The 13,612-nt window shown below is 63.9% G+C and carries 15 protein-coding genes; 13 read left to right on the top strand and 2 right to left on the bottom strand.

Annotation, left to right across the window (positions count from 1 at the left end; translation table 11 throughout):
* Window positions 1-12: 12 nt before the first annotated feature.
* Both styA and rmf read right to left on the bottom strand, forming a co-directional pair.
* A complete protein-coding gene (styA, locus tag HMJ39_RS08920; protein ID WP_194297038.1) occupies window positions 13-1,260 on the bottom strand; it encodes a styrene monooxygenase subunit StyA in 1,248 nt (415 codons plus the stop codon).
* 442 nt (window positions 1,261-1,702) lie between these two features.
* Window positions 1,703-1,906 carry a ribosome modulation factor gene (rmf, locus tag HMJ39_RS08915; RefSeq protein ID WP_194297037.1) on the bottom strand — a complete coding sequence of 68 codons (204 nt, stop codon included), beginning with the start codon at window positions 1,904-1,906 and terminating at the stop codon, window positions 1,703-1,705.
* A 180-nt stretch (window positions 1,907-2,086) separates the two neighbouring features.
* On the opposite strand from rmf, the gene rlmKL reads away from it, so the two are divergent.
* From rlmKL to HMJ39_RS08850, 13 genes are all read left to right on the top strand, one after another.
* Window positions 2,087-4,198, top strand: coding sequence for a bifunctional 23S rRNA (guanine(2069)-N(7))-methyltransferase RlmK/23S rRNA (guanine(2445)-N(2))-methyltransferase RlmL (rlmKL, locus tag HMJ39_RS08910; RefSeq protein WP_194297036.1), 2,112 nt, complete (start codon window positions 2,087-2,089; stop codon window positions 4,196-4,198).
* Window positions 4,185-4,430 (top strand): glutaredoxin family protein, encoded by a 246-nt coding sequence (locus HMJ39_RS08905; protein WP_228462253.1) that lies wholly within the window; start codon window positions 4,185-4,187, stop codon window positions 4,428-4,430. Before rlmKL ends, HMJ39_RS08905 begins: the two co-directional genes overlap by 14 nt.
* Before the next feature lie 13 nt (window positions 4,431-4,443).
* Window positions 4,444-4,749, top strand: coding sequence for a DUF6482 family protein (locus HMJ39_RS08900; protein WP_161383052.1), 306 nt, complete (start codon window positions 4,444-4,446; stop codon window positions 4,747-4,749).
* Between the two features lie 111 nt (window positions 4,750-4,860).
* A complete protein-coding gene (locus HMJ39_RS08895) occupies window positions 4,861-5,259 on the top strand; it encodes a DUF1330 domain-containing protein (protein ID WP_194297035.1) in 399 nt (132 codons plus the stop codon).
* A 99-nt stretch (window positions 5,260-5,358) separates the two neighbouring features.
* A complete protein-coding gene (locus HMJ39_RS08890; protein WP_194297034.1) occupies window positions 5,359-7,131 on the top strand; it encodes an SLC13 family permease in 1,773 nt (590 codons plus the stop codon).
* A 91-nt stretch (window positions 7,132-7,222) separates the two neighbouring features.
* Window positions 7,223-7,588, top strand: a complete 366-nt coding sequence (locus HMJ39_RS08885; RefSeq protein ID WP_194297033.1) for a four helix bundle protein — start codon at window positions 7,223-7,225, stop codon at window positions 7,586-7,588.
* 61 nt (window positions 7,589-7,649) lie between these two features.
* Window positions 7,650-8,264, top strand: a complete 615-nt coding sequence (gene cysC / locus HMJ39_RS08880; protein WP_194297032.1) for an adenylyl-sulfate kinase — start codon at window positions 7,650-7,652, stop codon at window positions 8,262-8,264.
* A 13-nt stretch (window positions 8,265-8,277) separates the two neighbouring features.
* Window positions 8,278-9,558 carry a lipopolysaccharide biosynthesis protein gene (locus tag HMJ39_RS08875; RefSeq protein ID WP_228462252.1) on the top strand — a complete coding sequence of 427 codons (1,281 nt, stop codon included), beginning with the start codon at window positions 8,278-8,280 and terminating at the stop codon, window positions 9,556-9,558.
* Window positions 9,548-10,171, top strand: coding sequence for a class I SAM-dependent methyltransferase (locus HMJ39_RS08870; protein WP_194297030.1), 624 nt, complete (start codon window positions 9,548-9,550; stop codon window positions 10,169-10,171). Before HMJ39_RS08875 ends, HMJ39_RS08870 begins: the two co-directional genes overlap by 11 nt.
* Window positions 10,172-10,317: 146 nt before the next feature.
* Window positions 10,318-12,354 carry a sensor histidine kinase gene (locus HMJ39_RS08865; RefSeq protein ID WP_323370875.1) on the top strand — a complete coding sequence of 679 codons (2,037 nt, stop codon included), beginning with the start codon at window positions 10,318-10,320 and terminating at the stop codon, window positions 12,352-12,354.
* Window positions 12,355-12,512: 158 nt separating this feature from the next.
* The gene (locus tag HMJ39_RS08860) at window positions 12,513-12,710 is read left to right on the top strand and encodes a response regulator transcription factor (RefSeq protein ID WP_228462256.1); all 198 of its coding nucleotides are present in this window, start codon (window positions 12,513-12,515) and stop codon (window positions 12,708-12,710) included.
* Window positions 12,711-12,778: 68 nt separating this feature from the next.
* Window positions 12,779-13,081, top strand: coding sequence for a nucleotidyltransferase domain-containing protein (locus tag HMJ39_RS08855; RefSeq protein WP_194297028.1), 303 nt, complete (start codon window positions 12,779-12,781; stop codon window positions 13,079-13,081).
* Window positions 13,082-13,083: 2 nt separating this feature from the next.
* Entirely contained in the window at window positions 13,084-13,605 is a 522-nt protein-coding gene (locus HMJ39_RS08850; protein WP_228462251.1) for a hypothetical protein, read from the top strand.
* Window positions 13,606-13,612: the final 7 nt, after the last annotated feature.

The following is a 13,612-nucleotide window of genomic DNA, read 5'->3' as shown; positions in this document are numbered from 1 at the left end:
CCACTTCTCATGTCAGGCAGCCTGTTGGTGGGAGTACTTTTCACACCAGGCCATCAGGCGGTCGATACTGGAGAAGTAATCCCATTGTTTTTCGGGGTAGTTAAAGTTGTTGGTGAATTCATCGGCCATTTCACGGTTCTGGCTGAGGGTGCCAATGAATTTCTGGAATTCGGGTGGCAGTTCCTTGAGGTTCTTGAGCATATAGTTGGTCCAGCGGGTGGCGCAGATCACCCTGTCCTCACGCCGGGCTTCGACATGTTCAATAAAGCGCGCGTCAAAGGCGCTGGCGCTGACAATCTCTTCGCCGAGCACTCTGGCGGCGTGGGAAGCCATGTTGGCGCCCTGGCCCAGAATTGGATCCACGGTTGCCATGACATCGCCCAGCCCCATGATCGTCTGGCCGTTATTAAGAGTGGCGGAACCTTCCCGGTAGATCGGTGGCACCGCGCCTTGGAGGATGTCGTTGGAGTCCCGCGCCAGGTCAAACGTCCGGGAATCAATACGCTCCGCCACTGACGGGTGGTGTTCGTGGAGTTTTTCAAGCAGTAGATTCCGCATCGCCCGGGGATTCTCTTCGTACTTAACCTGAGAGAGGATCTCCAGTTCTCCGCCGATATGGTTTTCCATTACCAGGGCGGTGCGCATACCGTCGAATGTCAGCGTCGGAATTTCGATCATCTCACCGGCGCCGGGTGAGAAAGACATGGTGACCGCCCGGATTGGGGAATCCGCGATACCTTTAAACAGTCCGACACAGAGGGCCCGTTGCGGGGTTTTGAAGGGCGTTGCGGATTCCCGTGCCTGGAACAGTGAACCAAAGCCCGCTTTGCCCGTGCAGACGACCAGAAGATCGTACTGCTCCGATAGTGTTTCGAGATCCTCGGTGCTTACCTTTTCGTACACGATGCGTCCTCCCAGTTCGGCGAAGGACTTCATCAACTCGGGAAGGTATATCCGGTAATCCACGGCACGGCTTGGAGCTTGCAGATCACCGTAGAAACGCAATGGCGTTGGCAAGCCGACATAGTAGTAGTGGCCATAATAGCCATTTTCGTTCACCGGCCATTTGTTCACGCCCAGGTCCGATTCCCTGGCGATGGTTATCGAGTGATGCGCCACGGTGTTGAGAAGGCGGGCGGTTCGGTAGTCTTCCGGACGCCGATCCGAATACAAAGTTACATCGATATCATGCCGCCGAAGATAGAGACCTAAATGCAGGCCCGCCGCGCCCGCGCCTACGATAGCTATTCGTTTTCTCATGAACCTCACCTCGGTGTTGTTGTTGTCTAAGAACGGTTCAACCCTAGCTTTGGCACCAAACCAGAACAATTAACCATGGTTTAGAGAGGCGGTTTTTATGTTGATGGGGCGCCCGCGCGCTCATGTTGTCGCGGCGATAAGGATTGGCGCGGGTCAGGCTTGGTGGGAACCTGTGTATCGGTGATGTCGAGACCCGCAAGACGGTGTGACGCAGGTCGAAGAGTAGGCGATCCCTGTTACGGGCTTCGGTCTCATGGCTAAAGGGCGCCAATCATTTTGGAATCGTCGCGGGATCCCGGCTAGGATAGCGCCCCGGGACCGGCCAAAGAGTAGGGCGCCGCCCATTAAAAAGGGCCCTGGAGGGGCCCTGTGGGGTCGACGCGCGAAGCGCCGGCGCTGAACGGAAAAACGTATCGAAATTGTTTGATCTGGCTTGAAGCTTTCAGAGGTCCTTCAGGTTGTGAATGCCGGCAACGCCGATCATGCCTTGAACTTGGTTGGTGCGCCCTTCACGCCAGCCCTGCATCCAGTTACTGCGGGCCTGGAGGGCGCCGAAGGGGCAGAAATCGCGGGACTTTCCTCGGTATCCGGCCTGGTAGCCCCGGCTGTAGGCACGATCATCACGACTGCGTTTTTGTCGCTTCATAGACATTGTCCTCACTTGTCGTTTTCGAAAGCCTCGTAGTCGAGTATGGAAAAGCCCTCCCCGGGTGTCGAATAACAAGTCGCCATAATAGGGGAGGGTGTTAAACGGATGACGCATAACGGTCATTTTGATGAAATGGCCTGAAATTCAGTCCCATCAGGTACTTACAAGGCGAAGCCCATGCAATTCATCATCACCTGCCTGCCCGGCCTGGCGCCGCTGCTCGCCGACGAGCTCACCGAATTGGGCATGTCGGTAACGGATCGCGGTAACGCCCACGTGGCCATCGAGGGCCGCCAGCAGGACGGCCTGCGCGCCTGCCTGTGGTCGCGGCTTGCCGAGCGGGTGCTGCTGCCCCTGGCGGAGCTTGAGGTGGCCCCGGAAGAGGCCCCGGAAAAGCTCGCCGAGGCGGTGGACTGGCGCGCCCTGGTGCCAACCGGCGGCGCCGTGCATCTGAGCCTGGACCACGGCAAGGGTGTGCGCGGCGACAGCCGGATAAGCGCCAAGCGCCTGCTGCGCGGCCTGCCCGACGACATCCCCCTGGCGCGCCGGGAAACCGGCGCCTGCTGCCTGCGCGCCCGGCTCGACCCGGACGCCGCCCGCCTGTGGCTGGACCTGGCCGGCACGCCCCTGCACCGGCGCGGCTACCGCCTGGCCGGCGGCCGCGCGCCGCTGCGCGAGAATCTGGCGGCGGCCCTGCTGCGCGCCGGCGGCTGGCACCGTGACGACCGCCCCGGGCTACTGGTGGACCCCTTCTGCGGCAGCGGCACGGTGCTCGTCGAAGCGGCCTGGATGGCCGCCGGCATCGCCCCCGGCGCCCTGCGCAAGGACTACGGCTTCCTGGCCTGGCGCGGCTGCCGCCAGGCTCTCGCCCAGGAGGCCCTGGCGGAGGCCGCCGCCAGCCTGGAAAACCCGGCGCCGATACCGGCCCTGAAAGGCTTCGACGCCGACAACGACGCCCTCAAGTTCGCCCAGCACAACGCCGAACGGGCCGGCATGGCCGGCGCCATCCACTTCGAGCGCCGCGAACTGGGCAACCTGCGTGACCGGGATCTGGCCGCCGAGGGCCTGATGGTCACCAACCCGCCCTGGGGCGAACGCCTCGACGAACAGGAACAGGCTGCCTGGCTGTACGCCGGCCTGGGCCGCCTGCTCGGCGAGAAAGCCCCGGCCTGGCGGGCGGTGTTGCTGGGCGGCGAGGTCACCGCCCTGGACCGCGCCGGCATGGACCTGGAAGCCCAGTGGAAGGTGCGCAACGGCGCCCTCACCAACTTCATCCGCGTCAGCCGGCCCCGCCCGACGGCGCCCCGCGAGCCGCTGCGGGTCGGCGAGGCGCCCAGCTTCGAGCTGCCGGAGCCGGCGGTGCCGCTGTTCAACCGGCTGCGCAAGAACGGCAAGCACCTGCGCCGCTGGCTCGACCGCGAGGACATCCAGGCCTACCGTCTCTACGACCGGGACCTGCCGGAATTCAACGTGGCCGTGGACATCTACGGCGACCAGGTGCTGGTGCAGGAATTCAAGGCGCCGTCCTCGGTGGACCCGGAAAAAGCCCGCCAGCGCCGCCAATGGGCGGTCACCGCCACCCGCGCCGCCCTCGGCGTGCACCGCGAGCAGGTGCACTTGCGCACCCGCGAGCGCCAGAAAGGCCGCGACCAGTACCACAAGCTCAACAACCAGAACCGCTACCAGGTGGTCCGCGAGGGCCGCGCCCACCTGCTGGTCAACCTGGACGATTACCTGGACACCGGCCTGTTCCTGGACCACCGGCCCATGCGCCTGCGCATCGCCGAGGAAGCCGCCGGCAAGCGCTTCCTCAACCTGTTCGCCTACACCGGCGCCGCCACCGTCCAGGCCCTGGCCGGCGGCGCCCGCCGCGCCGTCACCGTGGACACCTCCCGGCGCTACCTGGACTGGGCCGCCTGCAACCTGGCGCTCAACGGCTTCGCCACCGACCGCCACCCCCTGGTGCGCGCCGACGCCCAGGCCTGGCTGGACGACTGCAAGGAGCAGTTCGATCTGATATTTTGCGATCCGCCCACTTTTTCGAATAATAAGGGGCGCGAGGACTTCGTCGTGCAGGAACACCACGGCGATCTGATCCGTCGCATCATGAAACGGCTGGAGCCGGGCGGCGTGCTGTACTTCTCCTGCAACTATCGCCGCTTCGAGCTGGAAGAGAGCCTGCGCCGCTGGTACGCCGTGGAGGATCTCACCGCCTGGAGCCTGCCGGAGGATTTCCGCCGCAACGGCGCCATTCACCACTGTTACGCGATTCGACATGAAGATGACTGAGACACCGGAAGTTACGCTCTACACCACAAAGGGATGCCATCTGTGCGAAAAAGCGCGCGAGCTGGTGCTGACCGTCAACCCCAACACCATCATTCACGAGGTGGACATCGCCGAGGATGATAGCCTCATGGAGGAATACTCGAGCTGGATCCCGGTCCTGCAGCGAGGGCCCCTGCGCGAGCTGGTCTGGCCCTTCGGCCTGTTCGAGGTCCGGGCGATGCTCACCTTGTGAATAAGGTGTCGTGATGAACAAGATCACCCTCAAGAAGCTCAACAACCGCCACGTGGAGAAGGTGCTGCTGCGCTCGGTGACCCTCTCCATCTGCATCGTCGAGGTGGACATCGACGGCGTGCGCTACCACGTGGTGGACGGCAAGGACAAAATCGTCCGCTTCAACGGCCCCGAGCACGCCAACAACGTGCTCTCGCGCATGACCACCGACAAGGCGGTGCTGGTGCACCAGTCCCCCTACGCGGAAATGGCCGGCCAGCCGGAAGGCGAGCCCACGCCGCCCCTGGAAGTGGACTTCAACTGGCGCGCCGAGGTGTGAGCGACGGTCCGGGCGATTCGATCAAGGGAATGACGCAATCGACCATTGGCGTGCATTCCCGACGGCGTCACCCTGTGGGGTCATAACAACAGACCCCACAAGGAGAGCGCCATGCCCATCGTCGACCCGGATCCCAAACGCCTGCCGGACATTCTCAAGAGCATCCCCGCGGACACCCCCATCGTCATGCTCAACCTGCTGCGCTTTCGCGACGTGGCCCGCTACAAGGACGGCGAGGCCGACTACGACGGCCGCGAAGCCTACCGCCGCTACTCCAAGGTGGCCTTCCAGAAAGTGCAAGGCGTGGGCGGCGAGCTGGTCTGGTCCGGCGACACCCTGGCCGGCGTCATCGCGCCCCAGGACGAGCACTGGGACGAAGTGCTGCTGGTGCGCTATCCCTCGATCCAGGCGTTTGCTCAAATGCTCGCCGACCCGGAGTACAAGGAAGCCACCAAACACCGCACCGCCGCCCTCGCCGAAGCGCGCCTGATCTGCAACCAAGAGAAATAGGCTATAAGCAAAGAACCAATCTCTGCTTGCAGGTTATAAAAAACCGGCTACCATCCGGCCAATGCTGGACCACCAGACCACTGGAGCCTTGGCCGCCCCATGACGCCGGAAATGATCTATACCTCGCTGGTCGTGCTCGCCGTGCTGGCGGCCCTGGCCAGCAACCGGGTGCCCGCCGAGGTCACCATGATGGCCGCCCTGGTCGCGGTGCTGGTGGGCGACGTGATCACCCCGGCCCAGGCCCTGGCCGGCTTCGCCAACCCGGGCCTGATGACGGTGGCGGTGCTCTACGTGGTGGCCGCCGCCCTGCGCGACACCGGCGCCATCTTCTGGGTCGCCCACAAGCTCCTCGGCCAGCCGAAAAGCGCCCTTGGCAGCCAGCTGCGCCTGATCGCGCCCACCTCCCTGCTCAGCGCCTTCCTCAACAACACCACCGTGGTGGCGATGATGATCCCGGCGGTCCAGGAATGGGCCCAGCGCCTCAAGCTCTCCGCCTCCCAACTGCTGCTGCCGCTCAGCTACGCCGCCATCCTCGGCGGCACCTGCACCCTGATCGGCACCAGCACCAACCTGGTGGTGGACGGCCTGATGCAGGAACGGGGCCTGGACGGCTTCCACATCTTCGACCTGGCCTGGGTGGGCGTGCCGCTGCTGATCGTCGGCAGCTTGTTCCTGCTGCTGTTCGGCCGCCGCCTGCTGCCCCACCGCCAGGGCATGGTGGAGCAGGTCGAGCGCGCCCGGGAATACCACGTGGAAGTGGTGCTTCCGGAAGGCAGCCCCCTGCACAACAAGACCATCCAGGACGCCGGCCTGCGCAACCTGACCCACGGCTACCTCACCGAAATCCAGCGCGGCGACAAACTGTTCACCGCCGTCGGCCCGGACATGCTGCTCCAGGCCGGCGACCAGCTCGCCTTTATCGGCGCCCCGGACTGCGCCCGCGAGCTGCAACGCATCAACGGCCTGGTGCCCGCCCACGGCGGCGCCCACAAGCTGCGCCTCAACAACCACCAGCGCTGCCTGGTGGAAGTGGTGATCGGCCCGGAATTCCCCGGCCTCAACCACACCGTCAAGGAAGCCGGCTTCCGCACCCGCTACCAGGCCGCCATCCTCAGCATCAGCCGCGGCGGCCGCCGCCTGCCTGGCAAGGTCGGCGAACAGACCCTGCGCATCGGCGACACCCTGCTGCTGGAAACCGGCAACGCCTTCGTCGAGCAATACCGCTACCGCCGCGACTTCATGCTGGTCAGCCCGCTCAGCGACTCCACCCCGCCGGACTTCAGCAAGGCGCCCCTGGCCACCGCCATCCTGGTCGGCATGGTCGGCGTCAACGTGCTCGGCCTGCTGTCGGTGCTGGAAGCCGCCTTCATCGCCGCCGGCCTGCTGCTCGTCACCCGCTGCGTCACCGTCAACCGCGCGCGCATGAACGTCAGCGTCAACCTGCCCGTGCTGGTGGTGATCGGCGCCGCCTTCGCCCTCGGCACCGCCCTGGAAGAAAGCGGCACCGCCGCCTGGATCGTCGACGCCCTGATCGGCCAGGGCCTCGACAACCCCTGGCTGGCCCTGCTCGCCATCTACCTGATCACCGCCCTGTTCACCGAAGTGATCACCAACAACGCCGCCGCCGTCCTGGTGTTCCCCATCGCCAACGGCGTCGCCGCCCAGCTCGGCGTCAGCCCGCTGCCCTACATCGTCGCCGTCATGTTCGCCGCCAGCGCCAGCTTCATGACCCCGCTCGGCTACCAGACCAACCTCATGGTCATGGGCCCCGGCGGCTACCGCTTCACCGACTACCTCAAGATCGGCGTGCCCATGTCGATCCTGGCGGCGGCGGTCAGCACCACCCTGATCCCCCTGGTATGGGCGTTCTAGCGCCCTTCGGGCGCGATACAGGGTTCAGGGTGCAGGATTCAGGGAAAAACAGCCGGTATACTGATCGGCCAAATCATGAGGAGAAGCAAGGATGCGCTTCGAGGAACTGGACGTATGGAGACGGTCGGCACGCCTTAGTGCGGAGCTGTACAAATACTTCGCGAATTTTCGGGATTACGGCTTTCGGGACCAGATAACCCGATCGGGACTCTCGATTCCTTCGAACATTGCGGAAGGGCATGAACGAGCATCGCTCCGGGAAAAGCTGAACTTCCTGAATTATGCCAAAGGATCCGCCGGAGAGCTTCGGGCGCAGGTCCTGGTGGGCATTGAGGCAGGTTACATAGATCCAAACACTGGAACCCACTGGAAACGGGAAGCAGAAGGCATAGCCAGAATGCTCCATGCCATGATTCGAGGCAGCCAGCGCCCCGGGGCACCCCAGCGCCGCACCTGAATCCTGTATCCTGCATCCTGAATCGCAGCCGAAGGCTGCAAACCGAGCAAAAGGAGACGAAATGTCAGGCCCCTACCAGAACCGCGAACACGACAGCAAAGCCCAGGTCGTCTGGCACCAGAGCAGCGTCGACAAAGCCGACCGCGCCAAAGCCAAAGGCCAGGTCCCCAAATGCATCTGGCTCACCGGCCTGTCCGGCTCCGGCAAATCCACCCTCGCCAACGCCCTGGAAGTGGCCCTCACCGAGCAAGGCAAGCACACCTACCTGCTCGACGGCGACAACGTCCGCCACGGCCTCAACAAGAACCTGGGCATGAGCGACGAGGACCGCACCGAGAACATCCGCCGCGTCTCCGAAGTGGCCAAGCTCATGGTCGACGCCGGCCTGGTGGTGGTCACCGCCTTCATCAGCCCCTTCCGCGCCGACCGCGACGCCGCCCGCGCCCTCTTCGATGACGGCGAATTCGTCGAGGTGTTCGTCGACGCCCCCCTGGAAAAGTGCGAGGAGCGCGACCCCAAGGGCCTCTACAAGAAAGCCCGCGCCGGCGAGATCAAGGAATTCACCGGCATCGACAGCCCCTACGAAGCCCCGGCCAAGCCGGAAGTGGTGATCAACACCGCCGACAACGACATCGAAGCCTGCGTGAGGCAGCTGATCGCCGCGATTGGGGTGTGAGCCTCTTGGGCCAATGCTAAGGAACCGTTTCCTACGGGACGTTGTGGTGCTCGCCGGTGGAACGGCCGGAGCACAGGCAATGGCGATTGTTTTCTCGCCATTGATTACCCGCCTGTATGGCCCGGAAGCGTTCGGCGTGCTTGGTACCTTCATGGCGTTAGCCGCCATCATCTCGCCTCTGGCCGCATTGTCGTATCCCGTGGCAATGGTTCTACCTCGAGCCGATTCAGCGGCCCGTGGCATAGCGAGGCTTTCCCTTGTCATTGCTTTTTCCATCGCCGCCATGGCTTTGGTTATCTTGGTTGTGGCGGACAACGATTGGTTGGCCGGGACACTTGGAGTAGGACCTTTGGGGCCTTACTTGTGGTTGGTCCCTTTAGTGCTGATTTTTGCCGCTTGGCAGCAGATCGCGCAGCAATGGCTGGTGCGGACGCGGGCATTCAAGGGTATCGCTGGTGCCTTGGCGATGAACGCTCTGCTTGTCAATCTTTTGAAAGCCGGCGGCGGTTTGCTGTTTCCTTCAGCGCTCATCCTTATCGGATTACAGGTGGCTGGCCTGGGCAGCCAGGCCTTGATGATGGCCCGTGCCGCTTTGCGTTCCGGGCTGACCTTGAGGGACACCGGTGAAATGGCGAGCCGGGGTCTGGCGAGGCAGTACCGGGAATTCGCGCTATATCGGACGCCGCAAAATGTCATCAATGCTCTGTCTCAGCACTTGCCCGTCATCATGCTTGTATCGTTCTTCGGCGCCGGTGCCGCCGGCTTTTATGCCCTGGCCAGGATGGTACTGTATGCGCCGTCCTTGCTGGTATCACGCTCGGTGGGTGACGTGTTCTACCCGGCGCTGACGAAGCGGGCGCAGCAAGGCATGCCGCTGGCCGGTGCCTTGATCAGGCTCACCCTTCTATTGTTGGGTTTGGTGGTGATTCCTTTCGGCGTGGTCATGATATGGGGGCCAGGCCTGTTCGCTTTGATTTTTGGCCGCGAATGGGCGCAGGCGGGTGAGTATGCCCAATGGCTCGCCTTAATGATGCTCTTCGGGTTTTGTAACCGGCCCTGTGTGGTGGCCACCGCGACGTTGAGAATACAACGTGGCCTGATGATCTATGAACTGTTCAGTACCGGTCTCAAGATCATCGCCATGTACTGGGGACTTGTGATCATGCGGGACGATGGGATTGCGGTGGCCCTGTTTTCCGTCTCGGGTGCGCTATCGTATATAGCCTTGATAGTCTGGGTCATACAGGTAGCACTGCGCAGAGACAGGCAAGAGGCACGAGCAAATGGCCGATAAACAAGTTGAATCATCGCATTATGCGTTCAGTCGCTACATGGATCAGCGCCGTTGGGCGAGTATATGGCACCAGTTGGACGAAGTCCTCTCCTTGCAGCCCAACAAGGTTCTGGAGATTGGAGCCGGCGCGGGGATATTCAAGCAAGTGGCGAGTTGCTACGGAGTATTCGTGGAAAGTCTGGATATTGATCCGGAGCTGGAACCGGATCATGTCGGCTCGGCCGATGAACTTCCATTCCCGAACGACGAATACGATGTGGTCTGTGCGTTTCAGATGCTTGAGCATTTGCCGTACGAAATCAGTCTTCGTGCTTTTGGCGAGATGTGTCGCGTGGGCAGACGAAAAGTGGTGATCAGTCTTCCCGATGCATTGACCTTATGGCCTTTTTCATTCTATTTGCCCAAGTTCGGGCAGGTTTGGTTCTTCCTGCCCCGTCCAGCGCTTGGCCGCAAGCCTCATCATTTCGATGGTCAGCATCATTGGGAAATCAATAAAAAGGGGTTTTCCCTTTCGCGGGTTATAGGCGATTTTCAGAACGCTGGAGGTGTGCGTTTGGAGAAAACCTACAGGGTTGCCCAGTTTCCTTATCATCGCTTCCTGGTTTTCTCTTAATCGGGGTTCGCCGCCGCCCGTTGACTCCCCCAGACCAGCGGGGCATCTTGGCAAACGCCATGAACCCACATCTCCCGCGCCTCGCCGGCTATCTTGCCCGTTTACTCCCGGTCCTTGCCGGGTGTCTTTGCCATGGCTTGCTGCTGGTGGGCGCGGCGAACGCCGCGGTGCCGTCCCTGGAGCTGCAGAGGCAGGACGTTCGCTACCCGCTGGCGTCGCTGGAGCATTCTTCCGGGTTCGTGGCGCCGCCGCCGGGCATGGCCCTGGCGGAGGCGCCGGCCGTTCCGCCGGCGGGGCGGGCTTTCGGCCTGGCGCCGGATTTCAATCAGCATTCGCGCTATTGGCTTTATACCCGGGTGGTGAACCGCTCCGAGCAGCGCCATTGGGTGCTGCACGTGAGCAACTTCGGTTTTCGGGACCCGGCGGTGCTGCTGGTGGACGAGCAGGGCCGGCGCCGGCGGCTCGGGTTCGAGCCCGCCGGGCCCGGCGGCGAGGCCGACATCAATGCGCTGGGCAGGGCGGTGGCGCTGACCCTGGCGCCGGGGGAGGCCTGGTCCCTGGTGGTGGAGTTGAGCGCGGACCATTCCACCTGGCATCCCTACATCGCGTTGATGAGCGCGGCGGAGTATCAGGGCTGGAGCACCGGCCTCAACATCGCCTTCCTGGTGGCGGTGGGGGTGATCCTGGGGCTGGCGTTGCTGGGCGTGGTGTGCGGCGTGCTCATCCGGGAGCGCGCGTTTTTCTGGGGGGCGCTGTCGGCGCTGCTGATGCTGGCCTATTACCTGGAGCACAGCAGCCTGCCGGCGTTGCTGTGGCGGGGGGAGTATCACAGGGGCGGGCTGTTCTGGTTACTGATGTCCTTGGCGCTGCTGTCGCAACTGGCGTTCGCCGCCAGCTTCCTGCGCGTGCGCGAGGAGGGCGGTGCCTGGTTCCGGGCGTTCCTGGGCGCCGGCCTGGTGACCCTGGCGGTGTGGGCGCTGAGCGGCCTGGTGCCGTTCGAGGCGCGGGTGCGTCTGTACGCGTTCAACTACCTGGTGCTGGCCCTGGTGATCCTGGGCTCCGGCGTGGCCAAGGTGCGCGCCGAGGGGTACTACTACGTGATCTACCTGCTTGGCTGGTTCCCGCTGGTGTTGTCGATCCTGCAGGTGGCGGTGGTGATCCACGGTTCGGCGGCGCCGGGCCCGGTGCTGACCGCGTCCTACAAGATGGTGGCGGTGCTCTACATTCAGATCCTGCACATGTTCCTGCACGCGGTGGCGCTGATTCTGCGGGTGCGGGCGCTGCGCGAGGAGAAGCTGCGCGCGGAATTCCTGAGCCGCTCCAAGTCCCGGTTCATTGCCCAGAGCAGCCATGATCTGAGCCAGCCGTTGCACGCCATGGGCCTGTTTCTGGAGCATCTGCGGCCCCATGTGCGGGACGCGGAGGGGCGCCGTCTCTTCCAGCGGCTGCGCGTGACCCACCGGCGTATGAGCGGTGCTTTCCAGTCGATCATGGATCTGGGCCGCCTGGAGGCCGGCGCCGTCACGCCGGCGCCCCGGGCGGTGCCGCTGGCCGGTTTGCTGCGGCGGCTGGAGCGCGAATACCGGCCGCTGGCGGAGGCCAAGGGCCTGCGCCTGCGGGTGCGCGCCCCGGTGCTCACCGTGCACAGCGATCCGGAGCTGCTGGAGCGCATGCTGCGCAATTTGATCGGCAACGCCATCAAGTACACCGACGGCGGCGGCGTGCTGGTGAGCGCGCGGCCAAGGGGCGAGCGGGTGCGCATCCAGGTGTGGGACACCGGGCGCGGCATCGGTGACGACGCCCGCGAGCGGGTGTTCGACATCTACCAGCGCTCCGAGCCGGCCGGCGGAGAGGCGGGCACCGGCATCGGCCTGTCCATCGTCAAGCACCTGGCCGATCTGCTGGGCCACCCGCTGAGCTTGCGGTCGGTACCGGGCCGGGGCAGTTGTTTCGGCATCTCCCTGGCGCGGCTGCCGGTGACGCCGGCCCGCGCCACGGTGGCCGGGCAGGGCGGCGGGCGCCCTCGGCCCTGGTGCTGTGCGATCCGGCCCACCTGGACACCGCCGTGTCCCTGCCCGGGGAACCGGTGGCGGTGTGCCTGGGCGAGCCGGAGGGCGGCCCGCCGCCGGGCTGGCTCAGCGTGGACGCCACGGCGGCGCCGGCGCGGTTGCGCGCCTTGCTGAACGTGGCGCTGCGCCGCGCCGACCATCCGCCGGGCACCGGCGAGTCCGCCATGAGGCCGGCCCATGATTAGCATCCTGATCACCGAGGACCACGAGCTGTTCCGCGACGGCCTGCGCCGGCTGGTGGAAGAGGCGGCGCCCGGCGGCCGGACCGGCCGCTGACCCTCTCGCCCCGCCAGCGCGCCACCCTGGAGCTGCTTGCCCTGGGCCTGCCCAATAAGGAGATCGCCGGCCAGCTCAATATCGCGCCGGCCACCGTGCGCGAGTACGTCTCCGACCTGCTCGCTCTGTTCGAATGCGACAACCGCACCCAGGTCGTCCTCAAGGCCCGCCGCCTCGGCTTCATCCTCGACTGATCCCGTGATCGGCCCTTGCGAGCCCGACGTGCCGGTTCTACTCTCGACCGTGTGATCTGGAGATCTGTATGCGTTTGAGCGAAGAGCAACGGCAGCGAATTCAACAACTCGTGCAGGCGCACCTGGGCGGTGGCGTCGCTGTGTCGGTGTTCGGTTCGCGGGTGGATGACCGCCGTAGAGGGGGGGATCTGGATCTCTTCATCGAAGCCGACCGCACCGTATCTTTATTGCGGCGAGCCGCGCTTAAAATGGCATTGGAAGAGTCGTTGCGCTTGCCCGTGGACTTGGTTATCGCGGAAGCCGGGAAGCCGTTGAGCTCGTTTCAGTCGCTGGCCAAGGCCCGCGCCAGACCCTTGCTGGAGGCTTCCTGATCATGAACGTCCTTGACGAAGAGCGGCGCCATCTATCCCACCTGTTGGAAGCGCTGCAACGCTGCGCTTATTTTCTTGATTACTCAGAGCGCAAGATGGCCTGGCCCTTGCTCGGGGACGACCTGGCGGCGAAGCGTAAGGATACCGAGTTGTTCGAAACGTTGGCGGCCATCAATGAGCGCTTTGCCAAGCTCCAGGACACCTTGGCGGTGGCCATGCGACACACGGCTCTATTGATGAGCGAAGACTCGGACAGCTTCCTCAAGGTGCTGTCGTTTTTCGAAAAGCTGGGTGTGCTGGAGTCCTCAGAGGAATGGCAACAGAGCCGCATGGCGCGGAATATCGCAGCCCACGACTACGAAACCAATTACGAAGCCATCGCCGAGCATTTCAATACCCTGGAATCACTCAGTGGCATGTTATTCCGAACCGCTCGTAATCTTGTCGCGCGGGCCGAGGCGGATTTGGGGATCCAACCCGCCACCGGCGACTTCACCCGGGAGTTCGAACGCCTTTTTGATTAACACGGGC

This window comes from Alloalcanivorax profundimaris, from assembly GCF_015265435.1.
Classification (GTDB): domain Bacteria; phylum Pseudomonadota; class Gammaproteobacteria; order Pseudomonadales; family Alcanivoracaceae; genus Alloalcanivorax; species Alloalcanivorax profundimaris.
This window is presented reverse-complemented; position numbering and strand designations above follow the sequence as displayed.